This is a genomic window from Micromonospora sp. NPDC127501 (genome assembly GCF_040302185.1).
GTDB lineage: Bacteria > Actinomycetota > Actinomycetes > Mycobacteriales > Micromonosporaceae > Micromonospora.
This window is the reverse complement of sequence record NZ_JBEORJ010000005.1, coordinates 260,510-286,255: the sequence shown is the minus strand read 5'-3', so window position 1 is coordinate 286,255 and position 25,746 is coordinate 260,510. Positions and strand designations below refer to the sequence as shown.

General features: G+C 71.9%; 25 protein-coding genes and 1 pseudogene. 12 read left to right on the top strand and 14 right to left on the bottom strand.

All coding sequences use genetic code 11. The features are described from left to right. Positions 1–28 precede the first annotated feature (28 nt). From ABTW72_RS14050 to ABTW72_RS14035, 4 genes and pseudogenes are all read right to left on the bottom strand, one after another. Positions 29–439 (bottom strand): VOC family protein, encoded by a 411-nt coding sequence (locus ABTW72_RS14050; RefSeq protein WP_350858448.1) that lies wholly within the window; start codon positions 437–439, stop codon positions 29–31. Positions 440–444: 5 nt separating this feature from the next. Continuing rightward, the gene (locus ABTW72_RS14045; protein ID WP_350858446.1) at positions 445–894 is read right to left on the bottom strand and encodes a helix-turn-helix transcriptional regulator; all 450 of its coding nucleotides are present in this window, start codon (positions 892–894) and stop codon (positions 445–447) included. 125 nt (positions 895–1,019) lie between these two features. After that, on the bottom strand, positions 1,020–1,979 hold the full coding sequence (locus ABTW72_RS14040) for a DNA polymerase domain-containing protein (protein ID WP_350858915.1): 960 nt from the start codon (positions 1,977–1,979) through the stop codon (positions 1,020–1,022). A 345-nt stretch (positions 1,980–2,324) separates the two neighbouring features. Next, positions 2,325–3,434, bottom strand: a pseudogene (locus tag ABTW72_RS14035) (MFS transporter); the annotation flags it as partial. Between the two features lie 134 nt (positions 3,435–3,568). On the opposite strand from ABTW72_RS14035, the gene ABTW72_RS14030 reads away from it, so the two are divergent. The 3 genes from ABTW72_RS14030 to ABTW72_RS14020 all read left to right on the top strand — a co-directional run bounded on the left by ABTW72_RS14030 (position 3,569) and on the right by ABTW72_RS14020 (position 6,893). After that, positions 3,569–4,003: a winged helix-turn-helix transcriptional regulator gene (locus ABTW72_RS14030; protein ID WP_225855116.1), complete on the top strand. Its 435-nt coding sequence runs from the start codon at positions 3,569–3,571 to the stop codon at positions 4,001–4,003. Positions 4,004–4,104: 101 nt separating this feature from the next. Then, positions 4,105–4,692, top strand: a complete 588-nt coding sequence (locus ABTW72_RS14025; RefSeq protein ID WP_350858443.1) for a TetR/AcrR family transcriptional regulator — start codon at positions 4,105–4,107, stop codon at positions 4,690–4,692. Continuing rightward, positions 4,692–6,893 (top strand): MMPL family transporter, encoded by a 2,202-nt coding sequence (locus tag ABTW72_RS14020; RefSeq protein WP_350858440.1) that lies wholly within the window; start codon positions 4,692–4,694, stop codon positions 6,891–6,893. The genes ABTW72_RS14025 and ABTW72_RS14020 overlap by 1 nt, the downstream gene beginning before the upstream one ends. Positions 6,894–6,992: 99 nt before the next feature. Here the strand turns inward: ABTW72_RS14020 and ABTW72_RS14015 are convergent, their stop codons facing one another. Further along, positions 6,993–8,249 (bottom strand): erythromycin esterase family protein, encoded by a 1,257-nt coding sequence (locus ABTW72_RS14015; protein ID WP_350858437.1) that lies wholly within the window; start codon positions 8,247–8,249, stop codon positions 6,993–6,995. 127 nt (positions 8,250–8,376) lie between these two features. Here ABTW72_RS14015 and ABTW72_RS14010 point away from each other — a divergent pair, with 127 nt between their 5' ends. Continuing rightward, on the top strand, positions 8,377–8,568 hold the full coding sequence (locus ABTW72_RS14010; protein WP_350858434.1) for a DUF2795 domain-containing protein: 192 nt from the start codon (positions 8,377–8,379) through the stop codon (positions 8,566–8,568). 180 nt (positions 8,569–8,748) lie between these two features. Here ABTW72_RS14010 and ABTW72_RS14005 read toward each other — a convergent pair whose 3' ends face one another. Continuing rightward, the gene (locus ABTW72_RS14005; protein ID WP_350858431.1) at positions 8,749–9,651 is read right to left on the bottom strand and encodes a Gfo/Idh/MocA family protein; all 903 of its coding nucleotides are present in this window, start codon (positions 9,649–9,651) and stop codon (positions 8,749–8,751) included. On the opposite strand from ABTW72_RS14005, the gene ABTW72_RS14000 reads away from it, so the two are divergent. The 3 genes from ABTW72_RS14000 to ABTW72_RS13990 all read left to right on the top strand — a co-directional run bounded on the left by ABTW72_RS14000 (position 9,626) and on the right by ABTW72_RS13990 (position 11,213). Further along, entirely contained in the window at positions 9,626–10,273 is a 648-nt protein-coding gene (locus ABTW72_RS14000) for a cupin domain-containing protein (RefSeq protein ID WP_350858429.1), read from the top strand. The genes ABTW72_RS14005 and ABTW72_RS14000 overlap by 26 nt on opposite strands. A gap of 138 nt (positions 10,274–10,411) precedes the next feature. Then, positions 10,412–10,804: a hypothetical protein gene (locus ABTW72_RS13995; RefSeq protein WP_350858426.1), complete on the top strand. Its 393-nt coding sequence runs from the start codon at positions 10,412–10,414 to the stop codon at positions 10,802–10,804. After that, positions 10,797–11,213, top strand: coding sequence for a hypothetical protein (locus ABTW72_RS13990; protein ID WP_091405972.1), 417 nt, complete (start codon positions 10,797–10,799; stop codon positions 11,211–11,213). Before ABTW72_RS13995 ends, ABTW72_RS13990 begins: the two co-directional genes overlap by 8 nt. Before the next feature lie 103 nt (positions 11,214–11,316). Here the strand turns inward: ABTW72_RS13990 and fabG are convergent, their stop codons facing one another. Together fabG and ABTW72_RS13980 are read right to left on the bottom strand one after the other, a co-directional pair. Further along, positions 11,317–12,075 (bottom strand): 3-oxoacyl-ACP reductase FabG, encoded by a 759-nt coding sequence (gene fabG, locus ABTW72_RS13985; protein WP_091405975.1) that lies wholly within the window; start codon positions 12,073–12,075, stop codon positions 11,317–11,319. Positions 12,076–12,118: 43 nt separating this feature from the next. Then, a complete protein-coding gene (locus tag ABTW72_RS13980) occupies positions 12,119–13,771 on the bottom strand; it encodes an alpha-amylase family protein (protein ID WP_350858912.1) in 1,653 nt (550 codons plus the stop codon). 86 nt (positions 13,772–13,857) lie between these two features. Between ABTW72_RS13980 and ABTW72_RS13975 the strand changes: the two genes are divergently transcribed. Continuing rightward, the gene (locus ABTW72_RS13975) at positions 13,858–14,472 is read left to right on the top strand and encodes a DUF1349 domain-containing protein (RefSeq protein ID WP_350858423.1); all 615 of its coding nucleotides are present in this window, start codon (positions 13,858–13,860) and stop codon (positions 14,470–14,472) included. Between the two features lie 69 nt (positions 14,473–14,541). Further along, complete coding sequence (locus ABTW72_RS13970; protein WP_350858420.1) at positions 14,542–15,213, top strand: DedA family protein; 672 nt, start codon at positions 14,542–14,544, stop codon at positions 15,211–15,213. A 51-nt stretch (positions 15,214–15,264) separates the two neighbouring features. On the opposite strand, the gene ABTW72_RS13965 is transcribed toward ABTW72_RS13970, so the two are convergent. The 4 genes from ABTW72_RS13965 to ABTW72_RS13950 all read right to left on the bottom strand — a co-directional run bounded on the left by ABTW72_RS13965 (position 15,265) and on the right by ABTW72_RS13950 (position 19,427). Beyond that, entirely contained in the window at positions 15,265–16,650 is a 1,386-nt protein-coding gene (locus ABTW72_RS13965; protein WP_350858417.1) for a chitinase, read from the bottom strand. A gap of 150 nt (positions 16,651–16,800) precedes the next feature. Then, a complete protein-coding gene (locus ABTW72_RS13960; protein ID WP_502892197.1) occupies positions 16,801–18,207 on the bottom strand; it encodes a carbohydrate-binding protein in 1,407 nt (468 codons plus the stop codon). Between the two features lie 71 nt (positions 18,208–18,278). Continuing rightward, positions 18,279–19,031 carry a YidC/Oxa1 family membrane protein insertase gene (locus ABTW72_RS13955; RefSeq protein WP_350858414.1) on the bottom strand — a complete coding sequence of 251 codons (753 nt, stop codon included), beginning with the start codon at positions 19,029–19,031 and terminating at the stop codon, positions 18,279–18,281. A 102-nt stretch (positions 19,032–19,133) separates the two neighbouring features. Beyond that, entirely contained in the window at positions 19,134–19,427 is a 294-nt protein-coding gene (locus ABTW72_RS13950) for a DUF6412 domain-containing protein (RefSeq protein WP_350858412.1), read from the bottom strand. 156 nt (positions 19,428–19,583) lie between these two features. Here ABTW72_RS13950 and ABTW72_RS13945 point away from each other — a divergent pair, with 156 nt between their 5' ends. The 3 genes from ABTW72_RS13945 (at position 19,584) to ABTW72_RS13935 (ending at position 23,170) form a co-directional block, all read left to right on the top strand. Beyond that, the gene (locus ABTW72_RS13945; protein ID WP_372488423.1) at positions 19,584–20,726 is read left to right on the top strand and encodes a carboxylate-amine ligase; all 1,143 of its coding nucleotides are present in this window, start codon (positions 19,584–19,586) and stop codon (positions 20,724–20,726) included. A gap of 23 nt (positions 20,727–20,749) precedes the next feature. Further along, the gene (locus tag ABTW72_RS13940) at positions 20,750–22,129 is read left to right on the top strand and encodes an FAD-dependent oxidoreductase (protein ID WP_350858409.1); all 1,380 of its coding nucleotides are present in this window, start codon (positions 20,750–20,752) and stop codon (positions 22,127–22,129) included. A 72-nt stretch (positions 22,130–22,201) separates the two neighbouring features. Beyond that, positions 22,202–23,170, top strand: a complete 969-nt coding sequence (locus ABTW72_RS13935; RefSeq protein WP_350858907.1) for a LacI family DNA-binding transcriptional regulator — start codon at positions 22,202–22,204, stop codon at positions 23,168–23,170. 174 nt (positions 23,171–23,344) lie between these two features. Here ABTW72_RS13935 and ABTW72_RS13930 read toward each other — a convergent pair whose 3' ends face one another. Together ABTW72_RS13930 and ABTW72_RS13925 are read right to left on the bottom strand one after the other, a co-directional pair. Continuing rightward, positions 23,345–24,298 carry a carbohydrate kinase family protein gene (locus ABTW72_RS13930; protein WP_350858407.1) on the bottom strand — a complete coding sequence of 318 codons (954 nt, stop codon included), beginning with the start codon at positions 24,296–24,298 and terminating at the stop codon, positions 23,345–23,347. Next, on the bottom strand, positions 24,295–25,560 hold the full coding sequence (locus ABTW72_RS13925) for an AGE family epimerase/isomerase (RefSeq protein ID WP_350858404.1): 1,266 nt from the start codon (positions 25,558–25,560) through the stop codon (positions 24,295–24,297). Before ABTW72_RS13925 ends, ABTW72_RS13930 begins: the two co-directional genes overlap by 4 nt. Positions 25,561–25,746 lie beyond the last annotated feature (186 nt).

The following is a 25,746-nucleotide window of genomic DNA, read 5'->3' as shown; positions in this document are numbered from 1 at the left end:
GTGACTCCATCTCTCGGGCGCGCAGGACTCAGCGCACTTCCTGGATGCGGACCATGTTGCCCGCCGGGTCCCGGAAGGCACAGTCGCGCACGCCGTACGGCTGCTCGGTCGGCTCCTGGACGACCTCGGCGTCGCTCGCCTCCAACGTGGCGAAGGTGGCGTCGAGGTCGGTGGTGGCGAGGTTGACGCCGAAGTAGCTGCCCTTGGCCATCAGCTCAAGGATGGTCTGCCGCTCGTCGTCGGTGATGCCGGGGTTGGCGGCCGGCGGGTGCAGAACGATGGCCGTGCTGGGCTGGCCGGGCGGCCCGACCGTGATCCACCGCATCCCCTCGTACCCGACGTCGAGGCGGACCTCGAAGCCGAGGATGTCGCGGTAGAAGACCAGCGAGGCATCAGGGTCGGTGTGCGGAAGAAAACTCGAGTGAATGGTGATGTTCATGCTGGTCACGCTAGTTGCGGCTCGGTGACCCGCGCTTCTTGATTCCTGACCGGTCTGGTCACCTGCTTCGCCACGCACGACGGCATCCCCGCCGTCGCCTGCGCCGCCTGCCGCCGGTAGACGCTGGGCGGCACGCCGACCAGCTCGGTGAAGCGGGTGCTGAAGGTGCCCAACGACGAACAACCGACCGCGAAACAGACGTCGGTGACGCTCAGATCGCCACGGCGCAACAGGGCCATGGCCCGCTCGATCCGTCGGGTCATCAGGTAGCTGTACGGAGACTCGCCGTAGGCGAGCCGGAACTCGCGGCTGAGGTGCCCGGCCGACATGTGCGCGCCACGCGCGAGCGCCTCGACGTCCAACGGAGACGCGTACTCCCGGTCGATCCGGTCGCGGACCCGGCGCAGCCGCGCCAGGTCGGCCAGTCGCTGGGTCGCGTCGGCTTTGCTGCTCACCTGCGAAATCGTGCCACAACCCACCGACAATCGGCCGCCCGCCGGGCGCGAGCAGGTCGAGCCGGGACCGAGCACGGGCCGAGCCGGGGACCGAGCACGAGCCGAGCCGGGGGCCGACGCGCCGGTCAGCCGGCCTCGCGGCGGGCGCGGGCCCGGCGCTTCCCCTCGTGCATGGCCTGCACCCGGGCCACCGGGATGGTCCGGCCCTCGGCGACCAGGTCGGCGGGGAGCGACTGCGGGGCCGGCATCAGCGCGGCCCACGGGTCGTCATCGGCGAGCAGTGCGGGCGCGGTCCGGATGGTGAAGTCGGCGGGGGCCACCTCGGTCAGGTCGGCCCAGTCGACCGGGAACGAGACCGGCATCCCCGGGCGCAGCCGGGGGCTGTACGCGGCGGCCACGGTCGCCCCGCCCGCCCGGGTGGCGTCCACGAAGACCCGGCCACCCCGGTCCTCCTTGATGTACGCCGTGGTGGCCAGCGCCGGATCGAGCCGCTCGGCGCGGACGGCGAGCGCCCGGGTGGCGGCGGCCAACTCCTCGGCCGTAGGTTCGTCCGTCACCGGGACGAAGACGTGCACGCCCTTGGCGCCGCTGGTCTTGACGGCACCGGCCAGGCCGGCATCGGCAAGCGCCTGACGGACCAGCAGGGCGGCGTCCACCGCCGCACGGAATCCGTCGCCGTCCGGCGGGTCCAGGTCGAGGATCAGGTGGGTCGGGCGGTGCAGATCCGCCACGGTGGCCAGCGTCGGGTGGTACTCCACCGCCCGCTGGTTGGCGAACCAGAGCAGGGTGCGGCGGTCGTCGCAGAGGGCGTACGAGATCTCCCGGTGCGACGCCTCCGCCCAGACCGGCGCCCGCCGGACCCAGTCCGGCGTGTAGCGGGGCAGGTTCTTCTGCATGAACGGCGGCTGGCCGGGGCGGACCCTGATCACCGACAGCGGCCGACCCCGCAGCTGCGGGAGGAGCCGGTCCCGGACTGCGTCGAGGTAGTCGACCAGGTCACGCTTCGTCGCGTCATCTCGGTCGGACAGCGGCTGGTCCAGGTTGGTCAGGGCCACGCCGTCCCGGGTCTCGTCAGCCTCGCTCACCCGACCACCCTCCCGGCCTCGCTGCCGTTGGTCAACCGGACGCGGCGCTTCGGTACGGATCTGTTCCGGCACCCACCCCGGCCGGGCCGACGGATCGGTGGCCGACGACGGCCGGGCCGCGTGTCGGGGCACTGTGGTCAGCGCCACCAGCCACGCGGCGACCACCAGAGCGGCGGCCACGGCGAACGCGGTCCGGTAGCCGCCGGCGAGCGCGGCGGTCTCGGCCCAGCCGGCGGCCCGCAGCCCGTCGCTGCGGGTGGCGGCCAGTGTGGCCAGGGCAGCCAGGCCGACCGCGCCGCCCACCTGTTGGGTGGTGTTGGCCAGGCCGGAGGCGAGCCCGGCGTCGGTGTCGGTCGCGCCGGCCATGGCCACTGTGGTGACCGCCGGCAGGGTCAGACCGCCGGCCACCCCGAAGATCACCATCGCGGGGAGTACGTCCGCGACGTAGGCGCCGTCGGCGGGCAGCCGGGCGAGCAGGAGGAAGCCGACGGTCGCCAGGCCGAGCCCGACCAGCAGAACCATCCGGGCGCCGAAGCGGGCGATCAGCCGACCGGCCAGGCCGAGCGAGACCACGGCGATCACGACCGGGGTGGGCAGGAAGGCCCAGCCGGTCGCGGCGGCGTCCAGCCCCAGCACCAGTTGCAGCTCCACGGCGAGCAGGAACTGGAACCCGAAGTACGCGCAGACCATGAGGAACTGCACGGCGTTCGCCGCCACCAGACCCGGGACGCGCAGCACCCGGGACGGCACCAGCGGGGCTGCCGCCACGCGTTGGCGCAGCGCGAACCCGCCGAGCAGCAGCGCCGCGAGGGCCACCGCGCCGAGCGTCCGAGGGCTGGTCCAGCCGTGCTCCCCTGTTCCGACGATGCCCAACACGGCGGCCATCAGACCGGCGGTGGCGAGCAGCGCGCCGGGCAGGTCCAGGCCGGCGCGCAGGCCGATCCCTCGTTCGGCCGGGAGCCGACGGACGGCAGCGATGAGGATGGCCGCCCCGATCGGCACGTTGACCAGGAAGATCGTGCGCCACCCGGCGGCCTGGGTGAGCACCCCTCCGGCGACCGTGCCGACCGACGCACCGGCCGCGCCGGTGAAGCTGAAGACGGCGATGGCGCGGGCCCGCTCGGCCGCTTCGGGGTAGAGCCGGACGATCATGCCGAGGCTGACCGCCATGGCCAGCGCGCCGCCGACGCCCTGCCCGAACCGCGCGCCCACCAGCACTGCCGGCCCGGTGGCGACCGCGCAGGCCAGCGAGGCCGCTGTGAACAGCGCGACGCCGGCCAGGAAGACACTGCGCCGGCCCAGCAGGTCACCGAGCCGGCCGGCGAGCAGCAGCAGCCCGCCGAACGCGACCAGGTAGGCGTTCACCACCCAGGCCAGGCCGGCGGCGCTGAAGCCCAGGTCGCGTTGGATGGCGGGCAGCGCCACCGCGACGACGGTGCCATCCAGGATGATCATCAGACTGCCGGCGCAGAGCACCAGCAACGCCGGCCAACGGGATGGGGCGACACGCTCCACGGAACCCTCCTTGGTGCACGGTTTGTTACCGAGGTCATCGTCTGTGACCATGAACCGGAGCGGAAGGAGGCACTTTGATGTCCCAGAGGAACAGCGATGTGTCCGCGCTGGTCGAGGCCGAGCTGACCTGCGCGGCTGAGAACGTGCCGTTCACCCCGGGTCAGGCCCGGGCGTGCACCGTCCGCGAGGTGCTCGACCGGGTCGGCGGCAAGTGGAGCATCGGCATCCTGGTGGCCGCGTCGCACGGGCCGGTGCGCTTCACCGAGCTGGAGCGGCACATCGAGGGCATCAGCCGCCGGATGCTCACGCTGACGCTGCGCAACCTGGAGCGGGACGGCCTGCTGCACCGCACGGTCTACCCGACCGTCCCGCCCAAGGTCGAATACACGGCCACCCCGATGGCGCTGGAGCTCTACGAGTCGCTGGTCGCGCTGACCAGCTGGGCAGAGCGGCACCGCCGGGCCATCGCCGAGGCGCGGACCAGGTACGACGCCCAGCACGCCGGATAAGCCCGGCGCGGGTGTGGTGAACGCCACCGCTTCCATCTGACCGATCGGTCAGGGTCTGACCGATCGGTCAGGCATGCTGGTTTGCGGGAGGTGGACCGGGCATGGTCAGAGCGGTACCCGACACGCACGGCGAGATCCTCGCCGCGGCGGCGCGGCAGTTCACGGTGACCGGCTACCGGGGCACCTCTCTGCAGGACATCGCCCGGGAGGTCGGCTGCTCCAAGGCCACGGTGCTCTACCACTTCGCCAACAAGGAAGCCCTGCTCGCCGAGCTGATGGCTCCCGCGATCGAGGTGCTCCGCAGCCTCGACGACCAGCTCACCGGCCTGACCGGAGCGGCCGCCCAGGAGGTCGCCGCACAGGGCTTCGTCGACCTCGCGGTCCGGTTCCGCCAGGAGATCGCGGTACTGCGCGGCGAGTTCCCGGAGCTGCTGTGCCAGCCGGCCTTCGCGCACATCCAGGAGATCTCCGACCGGCTACGCGACGCCTTGGCCGGGCACTCCGACCGGCCGGGCGCCCGGATCGCCGCGCTGGTGCTGCTCGCCGGCATCTCCGAGGCGTGCGGCGAGTTCGCCGACATCCCCGACGACGAGCTGCGCGCCGCCCTGCTCGCCCTCGCCCGGCGGGCCGTCGAGCCCGTCGACGCACCCCTGCCCCATCCACCCACGACCGAGGACAAGGACTCCTGATGGCCACCCTGCTCTACCGGCTCGGCCGGGGCGCGTTGCGCCGGCGACGGCTCGTCGTCGCGCTCTGGCTCGTCGTACTCGTCGTCGCCGGCCTGGCCGCGGCGACCCTGCGCGGCCCGACGGCGAGCAACTTCACCATGCCCGGCACCGAGAGCCAGCGCGCGCTCGACCTGCTGGCCGACCAGTTCCCCGCGGCCAGCGGCGCCACCGGCAGCATCGCGGTCAAGGCGCCCGCCGACGGCCAACTGGCCACCCCTGAGGGCCAGGCCGTGGTGCAGGAGCTGGTGCAGGAGGCCTCGACACTGCCCGGCGTGGTCGGCGCGGTCAACCCGTTCCAGGTCGGCGCGGTCTCGCCCAACGGTCGCTACGCGCTGGTCCAGGTCCAGTTCGCCACCGGCGGCGACGAGGTGACCGACGAGCAGCGCACCGCGTACGAGGAGGTCGGCGCTTCCGTCGAGGCGAAGGGTTGGCAGGTCGCCCCGGGTGGCGAGGTGCTCGGTGGCGAGCCGGAGATCGGCTCGACCGAAGCGCTCGGCGTACTGGTCGCCGCTATCGTCCTGATCATCACCTTCGGTTCACTGGTCGCCGCCGGCATGACCATGCTCAACGCGCTGATCGGCGTGGGTGTCGGCATGGCCGGTCTGTTCGCGCTGAGCGGTGTCATCGAGTTGACCAGCACCGCGCCCATCCTGGCGCTGATGCTCGGCCTCGCCGTCGGCATCGACTACTCGTTGTTCATCACCTCCCGGCACCGACAGAACCTGCTCGAAGGCCTGTCCCCGGAGGAGGCGGTCGGCCGGGCGGTGGGCACCGCCGGTTCCGCCGTGGTCTTCGCGGGCGCCACTGTGGTCATCGCCCTCGCCGGCCTGGCCGTGGTGAACATTCCGTTCCTCACCGTGATGGGTCTCGCCGCCGCCGGCACTGTCACCATCGCCGTGCTCGTGGCGATCACCCTCCAGCCCGCACTGCTCGGCTTCGCCGGCAACCGGGTGCTCCCGCGCCGCCTGCGTTCCACGGTCGCCGCCGCCGCGCCAGGTGAGCCGGTGGGCGAAGAGACGCTGCCGGTCGAGGACCGCTCCGGGTTCGGCTTCCGCTGGGCGCGGTTCGTCACCCGCTTCCGGGTGCCGGTCATCCTGGTCTCGCTGGTCGGCCTGGGGCTGCTCGCGCTGCCCACGCCGGACATGCGGCTGGCCCTGCCGGACGCCAGCACGGCGACGGTGGGCTCCCCCGCCCGGGTGGCGAGCGACCTCACCACCGAGGGCTTCGGTCCCGGCTTCACCGGCCGGCTCGCGGTGGTCGTGGCGGGCGACGACGCGCAGGCGACCGCGGCCGCAGTGCCGCAGGTGACCGCGATGATCCAGCGCACCGAGAACGTCCTCGCGGTGGCGCCACCGCAGCTGAGCCCGGACGGTCGGACCGCCCTGCTCGGAGTGGTGCCGAAGACCGGCCCGACCGACGAGGCCACCGAGACCCTGGTGCACGACGTCCGCGACGCGGTCGGCGGGGTCAAGGGCGCCGAGGTGCTGCTCACCGGCGCCACGGCGATCGGAATCGACGTCTCGGAGAAGCTCTCCGACGCGCTGCCGATCTACCTGCTGCTGGTCGTCGGGCTCTCGGTGCTGCTGCTGATGCTGGTGTTCCGCTCGCTGCTGGTGCCGCTCAAGGCGGCGCTGGGCTTCCTGCTCACCGTGGCCGCCACGTTCGGCATCACGGTGGCGATCTTCCAGCAGGGCCACCTCGCCGACCTGGTCGGCCTGGACACCCCGGCCCCGCTGGTCAGCTTCCTGCCCATCCTGCTGATCGGCATCCTGTTCGGCCTGGCCATGGACTACGAGGTGTTCCTGGTCTCCCGGATGCGGGAGGACTTCGTGCACGGCGAGACCGCGCGTGAGGCCACGATCAGCGGCATGGGCCACGGTGCCCGGGTGGTCACCGCCGCCGCGCTGATCATGATGTCCGTCTTCGGCGGCTTCGTGTTCCTCGACGACCCGATCATCAAGTCGATGGGCTTCGCGCTCGCCATCGGCGTGGCAATCGACGCGTTCGTGGTTCGGATGACCATCGTCCCGGCGGTGATGTCACTCCTCGGCGACCGGGCCTGGTGGCTGCCCCGCTGGCTCAACCGCGCCCTGCCCAACGTGGACATCGAAGGCGAGGGCCTGCGCGAACACCTGGAGGACCGGACCCCCACGAGGGTCTGACGCCCACCCCGTCGATCAAGGAGTTGTGGTGTCTGCCGTGCCCCGGTCCGGGGCGTTGGTCCGGCACCACAACTCCATGATCGACGCGAACGGGTCGGATCAGACCCCGGCCGGGTACGTTTCCATCTCGCCGGGGGCCGCTGGCACCGGTAGCGGGTGCAGGGCCGTGGTGTCGTCGCACCAGATGAAGGCGTCATAGCGGTCACCGAGCCGGGTCGGCACGTAGTTGCCCCAGGACTCGAACGACGGGTCGTAGACGACCCCGATCGCCCGGTGATCCACGGTCTCGGTGACCCAGCCCGGCTGGTCGTCACCGCCGAAGATCAGCACTGCCCGCTCCGGCATCAGCTCGTGCAACCGCCGCTCGATCGAGCCCTCCCGAGCCGGGGGCACCACCATCGCCTCGGGCGGCGAACCCCAGCGGGGTGCGGCGATCACCGTGCCCCGGTAGCTGCCGAACCCGACCAGGGCCACCGCGTCCTCGCCGTGCCGCTCCCGGGCCAACTGACCAATGTTGATCATCCCGTCGGCGGCCATGTCGGTGGCCCGCGCATCCCCGACGTGCGTGTTGTGCGCCCAGACGATGCCCCGGGCGTCGGGGCCGTAACGGTCCAGCAGCCGGTCCAGGGTGTCCTGCATGTGGGTGTCGCGGATGTTCCACGAGTCCGGCCCGCCGGCCACCATCGCCCGGTAGTACCGTTCGGCGCCGGCCACCACCTCCGCGTTCTGCCAGGCCGAGAAGCGGTCCGGGCCGTCGGAGAGGGCGTGTTCGCGGGTCCGGGCGAGCAACCGGACGACCTCCTCCTCGCACCGGGCGGAGACGAACCGGCTGGCCGCGCCGTACTCCTCGACCCTCTTGCCGTACGGCTCGAAACACCGGTACGCGTCCTGCGCCGCCTCCAGCGACTTCGGGTCCTCCTCCCCCAGGTAGTCGAAGATCGCCTGCATCGACTCCCAGAGGCTGTACACGTCGAGGCCGTGGAACCCGGCCCGTTGCTCCTCCGGCCGCTCCACGTTCCAGGCCCGCAACCAACTGGCGAACCGGGCCACCTCGGCATTGGCCCACATCCAGGTCGGCCATCGCTCAAACTGGTCGAGTGCGACCTGCGGTTCGAGCGCGCCGCCCGGCGCGGCCGTCACCGACCGGTGCACCCGGTCGCAGTCGGGCCAGTCACCCTCCACCGCGACGAAGGAGAAACCGCACTCCGCGATCAACCGGCGGGTGAGCTGCTCGCGCAACCGGTAGTAGTCGTAACTGCCGTGGGTGGACTCACCGATCATCACCACCCTGGCGTTGCGAACGCGCTCCAGCAACGGGTCGAAATCGCTCGGCGCGCCGAGCCGCTGAACCAGCATGCCAGCGGCTACCCGGCCGCCGCTGCGGCAAACCGGGCGCGCATCGCGGGCCGACACGCCGGCCGGCGGGCCGTCGTGGGCCCGACCAAGCCGGTGTACGACCACCGCGAGCGGGTAGCCGGCCGACATGACCGTCACCGGGGTTCAGTTGCAGGAGTACCTCGCCGGGCTCGACTACCCGGTCTCCCGGGAGGACCTGATCCGCTGGGGTCAGGAGAACGGGGCCAGCACGGCGATGTTGCAGATGCTCCAGGCCCTACCACCCGAGCAGTTCAACTCCCCCGACGAGCTGAACGCCGCCCTCTCCACTACCACCTGACCGGCTGAACCCGCCCAGCCCCGGACCCGGCCCGGTGAGCCCCGCCCCGGCCTGCCCCGCCCCGGCCCGGTGATCAAGAAGTTTGCGTCATGCCTGTCGGTGTGCCGTGACGCAAACCTCTTGATCAACCTGGGCTGGCGGGTGGGGCTGGACGGGTGGGCGGTGGGGTGGGGTTGGGGGTCAGGGGATCTGGATGGTGCGGGATTCGGTGCGGGCGGTTTCGGCGGCGGCGAGGATGGTGACGACCTCGCGGCCGAAGCGGACGTCGCAGCGGTGGTCCCGGGTGCCGGCCTGAACCTGCTCGACGAGCTGGTCGATGGCGACGCCGAACGCGGTGGCGGCGTCGTTCTCCCCGAACGGGACGTTCTCGATGCCGTTCTCGCCGTAGAAGACGAACTCCCGGGCCATCGACTCGGTCGGGGCGTCCAGGGACAGCGAGGCGCTGCTCGTGGCACCGCCCTCGTGGGTGAGCAGCAGATGCACCATCCCGCTCGGGCCGTCCATCGCCGCCACCTGCGTCACCCGGCCCAGCACCGGCAGGAGGATCGAGAGCGCGTGCGGGGCGATGTCCCAGAGCGCACCGTGCTCCCGACGCCACAACGAGCCGCCGTACGGGCTGCCGTCCTGGAAGATCGAGGCGAACGCGGTGGTCCGGCCGTGCTGCCAGCCCCCGGCGGCGGCGGTGGCGGCGAGGAACGCGGTCACGTTCGGCTGGAACCGCTGGGTGAAGAAGACGACCGAGGCGACCCCGGACTCCTCGGCGGCGGCCACGACCCGGTCGGCGTCGGCCACGCTGAGCGCCAGCGGCTTGTCCAGCAGCAGGTGCCGACCGGCGCGGGCTGCCCGGACCGCGATGTCGGCCTGGATGTCCGGCGGCAGCGCGACGGCGATCGCCTCGCACTGCTCGATCAGCGCGTCGACGTCGGCGTAGGCGGGCACCCCGTACCGCTCGGCCAGCGCGGAGGCCCGCTCCGGGTTGCGGCCCCACACTCCGACCAGCTCCGCATCGGGATGTGCGTGCAGCGCCTTCCCGTGCGTCTCGATCGCCCAGTGACCGGTGCCGAACAAGCCGAACCGCAGCACGTGTACCTCCGCTGTTTCCCCGCACCGCGGCAACGCCACGGACGTGATCCACGCTAGTCGCCCGGGCGGCCATGACGGCGGCGGGTTCGACCAATCGAAGCAGCTCACCTTCATTTCCGGGTCGGTGGCCGAGCTACCCGCCCGGCTGTCGGTGCAGCGGTCCGCCAGTGGTCTGCCGGCACCGCCTGCGCCGCTCTCGGCAGCGTCAGGTCCGATCGCCGCCAGACACACCAGGTGCGGGCGAGGCAGTCTCGACGGCATGCAGAGCACGAATTCAGCGATCACCAGCGGTGTCGCGACGTTTGAGCACTGGTACGACTTCACCGAGGGCGGCCCGGTGCACCGCGCGCTGCTGCCGTTTCCGTCGACGGGGCCCGCCCCGTTCGAGGTCGCTCGCTGGTCGGTTGCCCCGAACACCTCCAACGACCTCGACGTCCATCGGTCTCGCGAGGTGTGGATCATCGTGTCCGGGACCGGAACCGTGACGTTCGCCGACCAGACAGGCGTCCTGCGGGCCGGCGACGTCGCGGCGTTCGACAGCAGGGTGCCGCACCAGATTCGGAACGACGGACCGGACCCGCTCGTCGCCATCTCCGTCTACTGGCTGCAAGCAGACGACTGACGCCCACCCGAGAAGCGCGGGCACCGGGACTGCGGGCACCTCGACGGGCACGCGTCACACGCGGAGAGGCAGGGCACCCCTTTACTACGACGGTTAGTAGGCTGTGCCGGTGACCGAGGCAACGACCGGGTGGTGCCGGTGACCAGCGTGAGCGCCGACTCTCCGGTGGACGGGATCGTCGCGACCGTGCCGATCGTGCTGTCGCTGCTCGTGGCGGTGTGGGCGCTGGTGGCGGCGGTACGCCACCGGCCGCCGGACCGGGTGCAGTTCGTCGGTCTGGCCGTACTCGAAGTGGCGTTGCTGGTGTTGAGCGTGCTGGCGCTCGTCGCGGTCGGCGGCGGCGATCGGCCCGGCGAGCCCGGCGCCTTCTTCGGCTACCTGGTCACGCTGGTGTGCCTGCCGCCACTGGCCTGGGTGCTGGCCCGGATGGAACCGACCCGCTGGGGCTCGGCGATCGTGTGCGCGGTCTGCCTGGTGACCCCGGTGGTGGTGGTCCGGTTGCAGCAGACCTGGGAGGTGCTCGGTGGTTGAGACAGGATCGGCTCGGCAGCGTACGAACTCCGGCCCGGGTCGGCTGTTGATCGCGGTCTACCTGCTCTTCGCGATCGCGGCGACGAGTCGGGCGGGTCTGCAACTCGCCACCAAGTTCGACGAGGCGCCGGTGGCGTACCTGCTCTCCGGGGTGGCCGCGCTCATCTACATCGTGGCGGCGGTGGGGTTGGCCCGCGCCGGGCACACCGGCCGTCGGGTCGCGCTGGCGTGCTGCTCGGTGGAGCTGGTCGGTGTGGTCGCGGTCGGCATCCTGAGCCTGGTCGACAAGGACCTCTTCCCGGACGAGACGGTCTGGTCGCAGTTCGGCAGCGGGTACGGGTACATCCCACTGGTGCTGCCGGTGCTCGGCCTGATCTGGCTCTGGCGCACCCGCCGCGCACCCGCCTGATCCGCCGCACCCGCTGACCCGCCGCGCACCCCGGCCGACCGGGCGCGGACCCGGCGACGAGGGCGCCGGCTCACTGCCGGAGCGCCCTCGTCGGGAGTACGGGTCAGTCCCGTGGGCCGCCCGCGACGTAGATGACCTGACCGGAGACGAAGCCCGCGCCCTCGCTCGCCAGGAACGAGATGGTGTGCGCGACGTCCTCCGGCCGACCCGGTCGACGGACCGGGATCTCGGCGGCGGCGTGCTTCTGGAAGTCGTCGAAGTCGACCTTCATGCGGGCCGCGGTGGCAGCGGTCATGTCGGTGACGATGAAGCCGGGCGCGACAGCGTTCACGGTCACCCCGAACGGACCCAGCTCGATGGCGAGCGTCTTGGTGAAGCCCTGTAGACCGGCCTTGGCGGCGGCGTAGTTCGCCTGGCCCCGGTTGCCCAGCGCGGAGGTGCTGGAGAGGTTGACGATCCGCCCCCACTTCCGGTCCACCATGTGCTTCTGGGCGGCCTGGCTGAACAGGAACGCGCCGCGCAGGTGCACCCCCATCACCGTGTCCCAGTCGGCGTTGGTCATCTTGAACAGCAGGTTGTCGCGGAGTACACCGGCGTTGTTGACCAGCACGGTGGGTGCGCCCAACTCGGCGGCGACCCGGCTCACCGCCGCCTCGACCTGGTCCCGGTCGGACACGTCGGCGCCCACCCCGAGCGCCCGGCCACCGGCACCGGCGATGGCGTCCACCGTCTCCTTGGTGGCCGCCTCCTCGATGTCGACCACGGCGACGGCCATTCCGTCGGCGGCCAGCCGTCGGGCGGTGGCCGCGCCGATGCCGCGTGCGGCTCCGGTGACGATGGCGACGCGGGACTCCTCCGACATGATTACCTCCCGGTAACTTGGGGTCGATCGGAGGAGCTTAACCTCAACAGGCCGACCCTCGGCATAGGCGAATCCACCGGTATCCGTAGCCGGAGACCTTCACGGCGCCGAGCTTGCCCAACTCTCCGTAGCCACGGTCGGCGAGCACGTCGATCGGCAGGTCGGCCTCCGGCTCAAGGCTGCTGAGGTCCACCTCGACGTCGTCGGTGCTGAGGTTGTGCACGAAGACCATCGTCCCGGTCGGCCCGTCGGCCCGGTGCGTCAGCACGCCGGGCGGCACCGGCACGTCGATGTGGCTGGTCGAGCCGGAGCCGATCTCGGGTGCCTCCCGCAACGTACGGATCATGCGCTCGAACCAGGCGAGCAGGGACTTCGGGTCGCTCCGCTGGGCGGTGACGTTGACGTTCTGGTAGCCGAACTCACCCTTCTCGATCACCGGGCGGACCAGCTTCTCCGGGTCCGCCGTGGAGAAGCCGGCATTCGGCTGGTACGACCACTGCATCGGGGTGCGGATCGCGTCCCGGCCCCGCAGCGACAGGTCCTCGCCCATCCCGATCTCTTCGCCGTAGCGCAGCACCGGCGTGCCGCGCATCGAGAACTGGAGGGCGTACGCCAGCTCGATGCGCCGTCGGTCGTTGCCGAGCATCGGAGCGAGCCGGCGGCGGATGCCCCGGTCGTAGATGCGCATGTTCTCGTCCGGGCCGAACTCCGCGTACACCTGGTTGCGCTGTTCGGTCGTCAGCCGGGACAGGTCGATCTCGTCGTGGTTGCGCAGGAAGGTGGCCCACTGCCCACCGACCGGCAGCTTCGGGGTGTCGTGCAACGCGTCGATCAACTGCTCCGGGTCCTTGCGGACCAGGGAGAGCATGAGTCGACCGTTGAGCATGAAGTCGAAGAGCATGTGGATCCGGTTGCCGGAACCGCTGGCGTCGCCGAAGAACGTCGGCAGCTGGTCCGGCTCGACGTTCGCCTCGGCCAGCAGGACGGCGTCGCCGCGGCGCCACTGGACGTGCTGGCGCATCTCGGTGAGGAACTCGAAGTCCTTGGGGGAGTTCGGGTTGCCCGGTTCGGTCAGCTCGATGATGAACGGCACCGCGTCCATCCGGAAGCCGGAGACACCGAGCTGGAGCCAGAACGACATGATCTTCTTGATCTCGTCGCGGACCTGCGGATTGGCGAAGTTGAGGTCCGGCTGGAACTTGTAGAACCGGTGGTAGAACCACGCCTTGGCGGTCCGGTCGTAGCTCCAGGTCTCGTCCTGCTCGCCGGGGAAGACCATGCCCTGGTGCCGGTCGTCCGGTTCGGTGTCGGACCAGACGAACCAGTCCCGGTAGGGCGAGTCCGGCGACGAGCGGGCGGATTGGAACCACGGGTGCTCGTCGGAGGTGTGGTTGACCACCAGGTCGATGATCACGCGGATGCCCCGGTTCTGCGCCTGGTGCAGCAGCTCGGCGAAGTCGCCCAGGGTGCCGAAGCGCGGGTCCACGTTGTAGAAGTCGGTGGCGTCGTAGCCGTCGTCGCGGTTGGGCGACGGGTGGATGGGGTGCAGCCACAGGCAGGTCACCCCAAGACGGGCCAGGTAGTCCAGCCTCCCGATCAGCCCACGGATGTCACCGACCCCGTCGCCGTCGGAGTCGGCGTACGTGTCGATGTCGAGGCAGTAGACGACGGCTTCGGAATACCAACGGTCACCCATGCCGAAGGAACATCTCCGTTCGATCACCGCGGCAAACCCGTCCGTCGGGCGGCGGGCGGCGGGCGGCGTTGGTTACCGTGCCGGTCATGGAGAACGACCTCGTACCGCCGAGCGAACTGTTGGACTGGTCCCGGGGCTCGTGGCTGCACCCGCCGGTACGCGTCGAGGAGGGCCCGGCCGGCGAGCTGGTCGTCGAGCCGGCCGCAGACAGCGACTTCTGGCGGCGCACCAGCTACGGCTTCGTGCACGACAACGGCCCGGCCCTGCTGGCACCGCTGCCGGTGGGCACCGCCATGGAGGTGAGCTTCCGGCTCGACTTCTCGGCGCAGTTCGACCAGGCCGGTGCGTTCGTCCGCGTCGACGAACGGACCTGGACCAAGGCCGGTGTGGAGATCAGCGACGGCGAGGTGCAGCTCGGCGCGGTGGTGACCCGGGAGTTCTCCGACTGGTCGGTGGGGCCGGTGCCGCAGTGGGCGGGCCGGGAGGTGACCGTCCGGGTCAGCCGGGCCGGCGACGCGCTGACCGTCCGCGCCCGGGTCGACGACGAGCCGTGGCAACTGGTTCGCCTCGCCCCGCTGGACCCGACGGCCGAGGCCGTCGCCGGCCCGTTCTGCTGCGCGCCGTCCCGCGCCGGCCTGACTGTGGTGTTCACCGGCTGGCGGCAGGGGCCGGCGGACACCGCACTGCACCCGGAGCACTGAGCGCAGGTGTAGTCCGGGCCCGGCTGGGTATGACCCTCCGATCCCCGACAGCCGACCGGAAGGACGACCATGGCCTACGCCCAGAGTGGCGACCCGTCCGAGTTCACCGGGTTGACCGGGTGGGTGGCCACGGTGATCGAGGCGATGGGCCCGGTCGGCGTGGCGCTGCTGGTGGCGCTGGAGAGCATCGTTCCGCCGATCCCCAGCGAGATCGTGCTGGCGATGGCTGGCTTCCTGGCCCACGAGGGTCAGTTCAACGTCTTCCTGGTGGTGCTGGCCGCGACGGTCGGCTCGCTGGTCGGCGCGTTGGTGCTCTACTGGCTGGGCGCGGCGCTCGGCGAGGAGCGGCTCAAGCGCTGGCTGGACCACATCCCGCTGGTGGATCGCGACGATCTGGAGAAGGCCGACCGGTGGTTCGAGCGGCACGGCCGGTGGGCGGTGCTGATCGGCCGGGTGGTGCCGGTGGTCCGCAGCCTGGTCTCCGTGCCGGCCGGGGCCAACCGGATGCCGCTGGGCGAGTTCATCCTGCTCACCACCATCGGCAGCGGGTTGTGGAACGGTCTCATCGTGGGGGCCGGTTACGCACTCGGGAGCCGTTGGCAGAACGTCGAGCGCTACAGCGACTGGTTCAACTACGCGATCGTCGCGGTCTTCGTCGTGATGGTGGTCACTTGGGCGATCCGCAAGATTCGTCGCCGCCGGGAGCGCGACGACCGGCGGTCGGTGACCGCCGGTCGCTGATCCGCGCTACCGCCTACCGCCGGCGTTCGGAACGGGCGCCGGCGAGCATGGTCAGGGCAGGGTGTCCAGGTGCGGGCCCACCGTGTTGGCGAAGCCGTTGCCGTTGCTGACGTCCCAGTTCACCGACCAGGTCATCGCACCCCGGATGCCGGGGTAGGTGCGCGGCGGGCGGAAGCTGCCGCAGTTGGTGCCCCGGGCCAGGCAGTCCAGGGCGGCGTTCACCACGCTGGGCGCGACGATGCCGCCGCCGGCCGCCCCAGCTCCGGCGGGCAGGCCGAGGCCGACCTGGTCGGGGCGCAGCCCGGCCTCCAACTGGATGCAGGCCAACGCGACGATGAAGTTCACGGTGCCCTGGCCGTACGCGGCGTTCTGGTCGCAGCCCAGCATCGCGCCGGAGTTGTAGTACTGGGTGTTGACGACGGTGAGGATGTCCTTGATGTCGAGCGCCAGTTTGAAGTAGCCGCCGGCCGGGTTCTGCATGTCGATGGTCTGCGGCGCCATCGCGATGATCAGCCCCGACCCGACAGTGGCCCGCAGCGCGCGCAGCGCCTGCGCCATGTACGTGGGGTTGAGCCCGTTCTCCAGGTCGATGTCGATCCCGTCGAAGCCGTACCGGGCGATCAGCGCGGCTGCCGTCTCGGCGAACGCGGTGGCCGAGGCGGCGTTGTTCACGGTGACCCGGCCGGTCTCGCCACCGACGGAGAGGATGACCCGCTTGCCTCGGCTGTGCAGGGTGCGCACGTCGGCGGTGAAGTCCGCGTCGGTGTAGCCGCCGAGCGCGGCGGCCAGCCCGGGGTCGACGCCGAAGGTGAGCGCGCCGGGGGTCGCGGTGGCCTCGGCGAAGGCGACCGCCACCAGGTCGTACTCGGCGGGGACGTCGCGTAGCCGCAGTTCGACGGCCGGGTTGTCGAAGTTGTGCCAGTACCCGGTGAGCAGGTGTTTCGGCAGCCCACCGGTGGGCGGGTCGGTCGGCGGAGGGGTGGTCGGCGGGGGCGTCGTCGGCGGGGGCGTGGTGGGCGGCGGCGTGGTGGGCGGGGTGCCGCCGCCGCAGGACGCCCCGTTGAGCTGGCAGCCGCCCGGTGAGCCGGAGCCGCTGGCCAGGAAGCCGAAGGAGACCGACGCGCCCGGGGCGATCGTGCCGTTCCAGGACCGGTTGGTGAAGGTGTGCCGCTGGCCGGATGAGCTGAGCAACGCGTCCCAGTAGCTGCCGAGGGTGGTGCCGGACGGCAGGTCGAAGGCGAGGCTCCAGCCGTTGATGGTCGAGCTGCCGCCGTTGGTGATGGTGTACTTCCCCTCCCAACCGGAGCCCCAGTCGGCGGTCTTGACGAAGCTGGCGGTGGCCCCGGCGGCGTACGCGGGCAGCGCCACCCAGGCCGCGCCGAGTGTCGCCGCCAGGGCGGCGACGAGGGACAGGACAAGGGATCTGGCAGGCTTCATGCGACCCTCCACGCCCGGCAACGGGCATCCACGGACGTCAACGTCGTCGCTAATTATTAAGACAGTTAACTGTTAATGTCCAGGGGTTGCCCGGATGAGCGGGCCTCCCGCCGCGTGGGCGGCGCGACGGGAGGCCGAAGAGGGTCCGGCTCAGCGGCGGAAGGTGAACCAGTTGACGTTGACGAAGTCGTTCGGCTGGCCGCTGGTGAAGGTCAGGTACACGGAGTGCCGGCCGGTCACCGCGCCGACGTTGCCGGGCACCGAGCGCCAGCTCTGCCAGCCGCCGGTGTTGCCGATCGCGAAGCTGCCGATCGGTGCCGCGGTCGGGCTGTCCACCCGCACCTCGACGAGGCCACTCACACCGCCACCCGCGCCGGAGGCGACCCGGGCCACGAAGTCCCGGGGCCCGCCGGAGCCGAACTCGACATTGTCGTAGCGCGCCCAGTCGCCGTTGCGCAGCGCGGCGATGTTCTGCCCGCCCTCCGAGCACGCCTCGACGAACACCCCGTTCTGCCCGTTGAACGACTCGGCCTCGATCTGCGCGTACGCGTCTCTCGTGCCGCCGGGCGGCGGGGTGGTCGGCGGCGGCGTGGTCCCGCCACCTCGGCGGTAGACGGCCACGTAGTCGACCAGCATCGGTCGACCCGGGACGGTGGCCGCGGTCGGCGTGCCGCTGCCGGCCACCCCGTTCGGGAAGGCACCGCCGATCGCCACGTTGAGCAGCAGGAAGTAGCCGGCGTGCGAGGTCATCTGCGACCAGGCGGACGCGCCGACCTGACTCTGCGTGACGGTGTGGTAGAGCTGCCCGTCGACGTACCAGCGCAGTTGTTGCGGGCTGATCGAGGCGTCCCACTCGAACCGGTACGTGTGGAACGCCGACTGGCAGCTGGCGCCCGGGCACGCCCGGGACGCGCCAAGGCCGTTCGACTCGTTGCAGGGCCCGCCCGGGGCGACGCCGCAGTGCAGCACGCCCCAGACGGAGTTGATGCCGTTGACGTTCTCCATCACGTCGAACTCGCCGATGCCCGGCCAGTTCTGGTAGTTGCCCCGGTAGGGCGCGCCAAGGGCCCAGAACGCCGGCCAGTAGCCGGCCGCCGCCGCACCGGTGACGTTCGGCATCTGGATCCGACCCTCGATCGCCAGGACGCCGCCGGCCGGGGCCTTGAAGTCGCTGCGCACGGTTTCGATCCGGGCGGAGGTCCAGCCTCCCCCACCGTCGCGCAGCGGCGTGATCCGCAGGTTGCCCCCGCCGTCGTGGCTCACGTTGGCGGTGCTGGCGGTGTAGTTCTGGATCTCACCGGTGCCCCAGTTGGCCGGGCCGCCCGGATAGTTGTGCCCCGTGTCGATGATCCAGTTGGCGGCCGACGGCAGGGTGCCGGCCGCGCCGGTGAAGTCGTCGCTCCAGACCGTGCTCCAGCCGGCGGGCGGCGGCGGAACGGCGGCCTGCGCGGTCATCGTGACGCCGGCCAGGGCGATGGTGGTGGAGACGAGCAGGACGGACGCCAGCAGGCGGCGTCGGACGGGTGCGGCGGCGGTGACCGCCAGGGGAGGTGGCATGGACGTGCCTCTCTGCGGGGACGGATCGAGAGAGCGCTCTCTCAGAGTTGTACGTCCCGTCAACACAGTTGTCAACGTCGATCTCCGTCGGCCGTTGGAGTCGCCTGCGGTCGCCGAAGCACCGCCTGCTCAAGGGCCGACCACACGCTCGTGGTCACCAGGTAGATCACCGCGGCGAGCGGCAGCACCAGCGCCACCAGCACGGTCGTGAACGGCAGCAGGGGCAGCAGCCGGCCGAGCGTGGCCGCCCCCGGCCCCTCGGTCGGCGTACCGGCCACCGTGCCCACCGCCGCCGACGCCCGGCGGGCCCGCCGCGACGACCACCAGGCCACCACCAGCAACACCAGCAGCAGTACGCCGAACAGCGGTCCGGCCGCACCGGCCAGCCCGTCGCTGAGATGGTGACCCAGTGGCACGCCGGCCAACCGCTCGTCCAGCAACCCGGTGCCGCCCTCACTGGTGCTGAACAACCGGTACAGCACCAGCAGGAACGGCGCCTGGATGAGCAGCGGCAGGCAGCCGGCGATCGGGTTCGCGCCGGCCTCGCGGTACAACGTGAACACCTCGCGCTGAAGCGTCGCCGGGTCGTCCGCGTACCGCTGCTGGAGGTCACGCACCTGTGGGGCGAGCGCCGCGCGGCGCCGCTCGCCGCGGACCTGCGCGACCGTCAGCGGCGAGATCAGCAGGCGGACGGCGATGGTGAAGAGCACGATGGCGGCGGCGGTCGCTCCGCCGCCGGCCAGTGGTTCGAGCAGCTCGGTGAGCCAGGACAGTGCGCTGCCGGCAGCGGCGACAGTGTCGTGCAGTGGTGCGAAGGCAAGCATGGGAAACCCCTCGGTCCGATTCCGGTGAGGCCCTCCCCCGGGCGGTGTCCGCTCAGCGAGGTGGGCCGGTGACGGCGGGATCGGCCGCGTGGCGGCGAGGCGCTACGCGGCCGAGGGGTGCCCCGGGGCGCGGGGACGAGGACGACCGGCCGCATCCGGGTCGATCTGGCGAGGCATTCGGCGACTTCGGGAGCGGGCCCGCAGGCCGGCCCACCGCGGCCCGGCACCGGGCGCGCCCGCCCGGTCGTGCACCCGGGCCGCCAGCACCACCGCGAGCAGCACCAGTGCGGTCAACGCGGCACCCGCCAGCAGGTCGACCGGTCGGCCCGCGAGCACTGTGAGCTGGGCGTACGCGGACATCCACGCGACCCCGACATAGCCCAGCAGCACCGGCACGGGCTCAGCATAGGACCCGCTGTCACGTCATCCAGCCGAATCCGGCGGCCCGCCCCGAGTACGACGCGCCGCCGCCACGTTTCCCGGCATCGCCACGTTGGGTAACCAACGGCGGACCAACGCGGACGGACCGCGAACGGTAGGAACGGACGGGTGATGTCGATGACCGGTCAGGTGGCAGAGGCGCCCAGCGACATGGCTGCGGCGACCGGGTTGCTCACCGTGGGTGTCGAGGAGGAGTTCCTGCTCGTCGACCCGCACACCGGGGCCGCGGTTCCGGCCGTGGACCTGGTCATGGAGCAGGTGCCGGCCGAACTTCGCGGGCAGGTGGAGCGGGAGTTCCAGACCAGTCAGATCGAGATCGGCAGCCCGCCCGGCCTGGAGCTCTCGTCGATCCGGCACTCCCTCGGCGTCCTGCGTCGGGCGCTCTCCGACGCCGCCGAGCGGGCCGGCGTACGCCTGCTCGCCATCGGCACCGGCCCGGTGGACGGCCCGGTGCCGCCGGTGGTGGACAAGCCCCGCTTCGACCGGATGATCGAGCGCTTCCGGCTGCTCGTCCCCGGCCCCGGCAACAACGGCATGCACGTACACGTCGGGGTGCCCGACCCGGACACCGGCGTGCAGGTGCTCAACCATGTACGGCCGTGGCTGCCGATGCTGCACGCGGTGACCACCAACTCGCCGTTCTCCCGGGGCGAGGACACCGGCTACGCCAGTTGGCGCTCGGTGGAGTGGGAGCGCTGGCCGTCGGTGGCGCCGACGCCGTTCCTGGAGTCGCACGAGCACTACCAGCGGCTGATCCGCCAGTTGATCTCCAGCGGGGTGATGCTCGACGAGGGAATGCTCTACTGGTACGCCCGCCTGTCGGCGAAGTACCCGACGGTGGAGCTGCGGATCGGCGACGTCTGCCCCTCGGTGGACGACGCGGTGCTGGTCGCCGCACTGGTCCGGGCACTGGTGGCCACCGCGATGGCGGATGTCGAGGCCGGCCGGCCGGCGTTGCAGACCGACCACCACCTGCTGGTCGGCGCGCACTGGCGGGCCGCCCATGACGGGCTGGAAGGCGAGGCCGTCGACGTCACCAACGGCGAGCTGCGCCCGGCGTGGGAGCTGTTGGACCGGTTCGTGGAGCGGATGCGGCCGGCGCTGGAGCAGCACGGCGACTGGGCCGAGGTGACCGACCTGCTGGGTGGGTTGCGCCGGCACGGCAGCGGCGCGGCACGGCAGCGCGCGGTGTTCGAGCGCACCGGTCGACTCACCGACGTGGTGCAGGACGTCGCACGGCAGACCCGCGGCTGATCACCGCGTGACAGGATGAACCCGTGGCGCAACGGCTGATCGTCATCGGCGGGGACGCCGCCGGAATGTCGGCGGCGTCCCAGGCCCGACGCCGCCGTGACCGTGGCGACCTGGAGATCGTGGTCTTCGAGCGGGGCCACTTCACCTCCTACTCGGCGTGCGGCATCCCGTACTGGATCAGCGGCCTGGTGCCCGGCCCCGAGGCGTTGATCGCCCGGGACCCGGAGACGTTCCGCACCGAGTACGCGATGGACGTCCGGATGCGCCACGAGGTCACTGCCATCGACCTGGAACGCCGCGAGGTGGTGGCGCGGGACCTGAAGGGCGGCGGCGAGGTCCGCGAACGCTTCGACGACCTGATGTACGCCACTGGCGCGGTGCCGGTGAAACCGTCGTGGGCGATCACCGACGCGGGCGGCGTGTTCGGCATGCAGACCCTCGACGACGGTGCGGCGCTACGCGACTGGCTGGACGCCGACCCGCAGCCGCGCCGGGCCGTGGTCGTCGGCGGCGGGTACATCGGCGTCGAGATCGCCGAGGCCCTCATCCAACGCGGCCTCTCGGTGACCCTGGTGGAAGCCGGCGAGCAGCCCATGTCGACGGTCGACAGCGACATGGGCGAGCTGGTCGCCGAGGCGATGCGCGGCCTCGGCATCACGATCCGCGGCAGCCTGCCGGTGAGCGGCCTGGAGGAGCGGGACGGCCGGGTGTCCGCCGTGGTCACCGCAGAGGGGCCGATTCCGACCGACGTCGTGGTCATGGGTCTGGGCGTACGCCCCAACACCGCGCTCGCGGAGGCGGCCGGGCTGCCCCTCGGGCCGACCGGCGCGATCCGGGTGGACCGGCGGATGCGGGTGCCCGGGCACCCCGGGGTCTGGGCGGCCGGTGACTGCGTGGAGACCCTGCACCGGGTCAGCGGGATGCCGGTGCACGTGCCGCTCGGCACGCACGCCAACAAGCAGGGCCGGGTCGCCGGGATCAACATCGGTGGCGGGTACGCCACCTTCACCGGCGTGATCGGCACGGCGGTGACCAAGGTCTGCGACCTGGAGGTGGGTCGGACGGGTCTGCGCGAGCGCGACGCCACGGCCGCCGGCTTCGAGTTCGTCTCGGTGATCGCCGAGTCGACCAACCGGGCCGGGTACTACCCGGGTGCCCGGCCGATGACTGTCAAGCTGATCGCCGAGCGCCCCAGCGGCCGGTTGCTCGGCGCGCAGATCGTCGGATGGTCCGAGGCGGCCAAACGGATCGACTCGCTGGCCGTGGCGCTGTGGAACGGCATGACGGTGGACGATATGACGCAGCTGGACCTGGGCTACGCTCCGCCGTACGCGCCGGTGTGGGATCCGGTGCTCATCGCTGCCCGAAAAGCGGTCGACGCGCTCGCCGCCCTCGACCGTTGACCCGCGCCCGCCGTGGAGGACCACCCCGTGACCCAGACCCCGACCCGGCCGACCGTGCGTCGGCGTCCCACGATGGTCGACGTGGCCCGGCGGGCCGATGTCAGCCTGAAGACGGTCTCCCGGGTCGTCAACGACGAGCCGGTGGGGCAGGAGTTGGTCGGCCGGGTGCTGGCCGCCATCGCCGAGCTGGGCTTCCGGCGCAACGACATCGCTCGTAACCTGCGCTCGCGGCAGCTCAACGCCACCGTCGGGCTGCTGATCGAGGAGATCGCCAACCCGTTCTACGCGACCATCGCCAGCGTCGCCGCCGAGATCGCCGCCGACCACGGCACCATGCTGATCACCGCGTCGTCGGAGGAGGACCCGGAGCGGGAACGCGCCCTGCTCCAGGACTTCACCCAGCGCCGGGTCGACGGCCTGCTGGTGGTGCCGGCGGGGCTCGACCACTCGTTCCTGCGTCGCGAGGTCGAGCTGGGCATGCCTGTGGTGTTCCTGGACCGGCCGCCGCAGGGGCTGCAAGCCGACGCCGTGCTGTTGGACAACCGGGGTGGCAGCCACGCCGGGGTGAGCGCGCTGCTCGACGAGGGGCACCGGCGGGTGGGGCTGCTGCTCGGCGCGCCGAGCGTGCCCACGATGCGGGAGCGGCTGGCCGGGGCACGGGCGGCGCTGGACGCCGCCGGGGTCGAGCCGGACGAGTCGTTGATCCGTGAGCGGCTCATCGCGCCCGAGGAGGCCGGCCGAGCGGTCGCCGCGCTGCTCGACCTTCCGGAGCCGCCCACCGCGTTCTTCTGCGCCAACAACCGGCTCACCGTCGGCGCACTTCAGGAGCTGCACCGGAGGGGCAGTGACGCCGCGCTGGTCGGCTTCGACGACTTCGAGCTGGCCCACCTGATGCCCCGACCGCTGACCGTCGTCGCGTACGACACCCGGGAGCTGGCGAGGGTCGCCACCGAGCGACTGTTCCAACGAGTGGCCGGCGACGACACCCCACCCTCCACCACGGTCCTACCCACCAGACTGCTGAAGCGCGGCCTGTCCTGACCGTGCCCCGCGCCCTCGCCCCCGCCCCCGCCCCTCGCCCCCGCCCCGCGCCCCCACCCTCGCCCTCGCCCTCGCGATCTTGCACTTTCGGTTGTCCACTTGCGGCAGATGACCCATTTTGTCGGGACAGAAAGTGCAAGATCGCGGGTGCGGGTGGGGTGGGGTGGGGTGGGGTTAGCTTGCGGGGTGCAGGAGTGCCTCGACCTCGTCGCGGGTCGGTGGGTTGGCGCCTCGGCGGGCGCAGGTCAGCGCGGCCACCGTGGCGGCCTGGCGGAGGACCTCCGCCCACTGCTGCGGGGTGACCGCGGCGAGCCGGTCGGCCGGGCGGTCGCCCAGCGCGTCGAGGCCGGCCAGCGCGGCCAGCAGGCCACCGGTGAACGAGTCGCCGGCACCGACGGTGTCGACCACTGTGGTGCGGACCGCCGGCTCCTCGTGCAGCGAGCCGTCGGGCGCGAGCAGCCAGGCGCCGTCGCCGCCCCGGGTCACCACGGCGCAGGACACACCGGCCGTACGCCATTCGGTCATCACGTCGGCCACCGAACGGTCCGGGTAGAGCCAGGCCAGGTCCTCGTCGCTGGCCTTGACCAGGTGCGCGAGGCGAATCTGCCGGCGTACCCGCTCCTGCTCCGCCGCCCGGTCGGTGACGATGCTCGGGCGCAGGTTGAGGTCGATGGAGACGGTGAGCCCGTCGCGCTGGCGTTCCCGGGCGAGCAGGCCCTCCAGCGCCTCCGCGCCGGGTGCCAACGCGAGCGCGAGAGACCCGGTGTGCAGCGCGATCGCCGGTGACCCGGCCAGCTCGGGCAACTCCTGCGGCGTCCACTGCCAGTCGGCCGCACCGGCCAGCCGGAACTCGTAGCTGGCCTGCCCGGCGGCGTTCAGGGTGGCCACCGCCACCGACGTGGGCTCCTCGGCGCGTACCGTCCACTCCAGGTCCACCCGGTTGGCGCTCAGATGCTCGACGAGTTGCCGGCCGTACTCGTCGCTGGCGAGCCGGGCGAGCAGCCGTACCGGCTGGTCGAGCCGGGCCAGCGTGACCGCGACGTTCGCCGGGGAGCCACCGGGCACGGCCCGCTGCCCCTCGGCGGTGACGACCAGGTCGATCAGCGCCTCACCCGCGACGACGATCACGCGGTCACCTCCCCCGGTGCGAGCGGGCCGGGGCCGCCGAGCCCGTTGGCCGCGCGGGACAGCAGTACCGCCTGGTAGGCGTGGTAGACGTCCGGTCGGCCGTGCCAGACCGTGTCGGCGGGCAGGTTCTGCGCGTCCAACTCGTGCCGCCATCCGGTCTGGTCGATGAGATTTCGGCGGGCGTACGCCCAGAAGACCCGGTACCAGTCGAGGTAGACAGCGTCCCCGCTGCGGCGGTGCAGGGTGATCGCCGCGCCGATGGCCTCGGCGAGAACCCAGTGCATCCGGGAGCGCACCACCGGCCGGTCGTCCCAGTCGATGGTGTAGACGAAGCCGTCCGCGCCGTCGACCGCCCAGCCGCGACGCACGGCGGCGGCGAACAGGGCGCGGGCGTCGGCGAGCAGCCAGCGGGGTGGCTGCGGCAGCACCGCCTCCAACTCCAGCAGCAGCCGGGCCCACTCCAGCCAGTGCCCGATCGTGGAGCCGTACGGCCGGAACGGGTCGGCGGGCTGGTCCCGGTTGTAGTCGGGCAGCGGCGTCCAGTCGGTGGTGAAGTGCTCGGGCAGCCGCCAGTCGTGTCGGGCCGCCTCACCGTGCACGAGGTGGGTGGCGATCCGCAGGGCCCGGTCGGCCCAGCTCGCGTCGCCGGTGGCGGCGGCAGCCGCGAGGAAGGCCTCGACCATGTGCATGCTGCTGTTGGCGCCCCGGTAGTCCTCGGTGACCGTCCAGTCCCGGTTCCACGATTCGCGGACCGCGCCGGCGTCGTCGTCCCAGAACCGGTCCCGCACGACGGCCAGCACGTCGGCGAGCAGCCGGTCCGCGCCGGGCCGTCCGGCGCGCGCGGCGCTGGAGGCGGCGAGCAGCACGAACGCGTGGTCGTAGCCGGCCTTGCGGTCGTTGACGGGCGCTCCCTGCTGGTCCACCGCGCCGAACCAGCCGCCGAACCGGTCGTCGCGCAGCAGCGTGCTGAGCGCGGCGATCCCGTGGTCGACCAGGGCGGCGGCGTCCGGATCGCCGTTGCGGTGGGCGAGGGCGGCCACGTGGGTCATCCGGCAGGTGATCCAGGTGTGGATCGGTTCGCCGCGATCCGGGGTGCGGTCGTCGGTGAGCCACCAGAAGCCGCCCTCGGGCCGGACCGAGCGGCGGGCGGTGTCGAGCAGCGTCCGGGTCTGGTCGACGAGGAACTCGTCCAGATCGGGCAGGTCTGGTGACCCCGTCGGAGCGGGGGTCGTTGCGGCGTCGGATCGGGGCACGTCGGTCATTTCAGCTGGTCACCGTCGGGTAGGAAAGGGACATACGGCCAGGATCGGCGGACGGACCGGGTCCGCGCCGCAAAACCGCCAACGGTACGCCACGAGTCGACTGGCCAGGGTCGGCACGCGGCGGGAGGCTTTTACTCCCATTTGCCCGTTGACATCGTTGTCACCGCTCAACCCTGCTCCGGCAGC

Excerpts from the sequence above, each read along its gene's own strand:
- ABTW72_RS14050 (WP_350858448.1), bottom strand. The coding sequence starts at position 439 with ATGAACATCACCATTCACTCGAGTTTTCTTCCGCACACCGACCCTGAT.
- ABTW72_RS14025 (WP_350858443.1), top strand. The coding sequence starts at position 4,105 with ATGGTCAGAGCGGTACCCGACACGCACGGCGAGATCCTCGCCGCGGCG.
- ABTW72_RS14020 (WP_350858440.1), top strand. The coding sequence starts at position 4,692 with ATGGCCACCCTGCTCTACCGGCTCGGCCGGGGCGCGTTGCGCCGGCGA.
- ABTW72_RS14015 (WP_350858437.1), bottom strand. The coding sequence starts at position 8,249 with ATGCTGGTTCAGCGGCTCGGCGCGCCGAGCGATTTCGACCCGTTGCTG.
- ABTW72_RS14010 (WP_350858434.1), top strand. The coding sequence starts at position 8,377 with ATGACCGTCACCGGGGTTCAGTTGCAGGAGTACCTCGCCGGGCTCGAC.
- fabG (WP_091405975.1), bottom strand. The coding sequence starts at position 12,075 with ATGTCGGAGGAGTCCCGCGTCGCCATCGTCACCGGAGCCGCACGCGGC.
- ABTW72_RS13980 (WP_350858912.1), bottom strand. The coding sequence starts at position 13,771 with ATGGGTGACCGTTGGTATTCCGAAGCCGTCGTCTACTGCCTCGACATC.
- ABTW72_RS13975 (WP_350858423.1), top strand. The coding sequence starts at position 13,858 with ATGGAGAACGACCTCGTACCGCCGAGCGAACTGTTGGACTGGTCCCGG.
- ABTW72_RS13970 (WP_350858420.1), top strand. The coding sequence starts at position 14,542 with ATGGCCTACGCCCAGAGTGGCGACCCGTCCGAGTTCACCGGGTTGACC.
- ABTW72_RS13965 (WP_350858417.1), bottom strand. The coding sequence starts at position 16,650 with ATGAAGCCTGCCAGATCCCTTGTCCTGTCCCTCGTCGCCGCCCTGGCG.
- ABTW72_RS13960 (WP_502892197.1), bottom strand. The coding sequence starts at position 18,207 with ATGCCACCTCCCCTGGCGGTCACCGCCGCCGCACCCGTCCGACGCCGC.
- ABTW72_RS13955 (WP_350858414.1), bottom strand. The coding sequence starts at position 19,031 with ATGCTTGCCTTCGCACCACTGCACGACACTGTCGCCGCTGCCGGCAGC.
- ABTW72_RS13945 (WP_372488423.1), top strand. The coding sequence starts at position 19,584 with ATGTCGATGACCGGTCAGGTGGCAGAGGCGCCCAGCGACATGGCTGCG.
- ABTW72_RS13935 (WP_350858907.1), top strand. The coding sequence starts at position 22,202 with ATGGTCGACGTGGCCCGGCGGGCCGATGTCAGCCTGAAGACGGTCTCC.
- ABTW72_RS13925 (WP_350858404.1), bottom strand. The coding sequence starts at position 25,560 with ATGACCGACGTGCCCCGATCCGACGCCGCAACGACCCCCGCTCCGACG.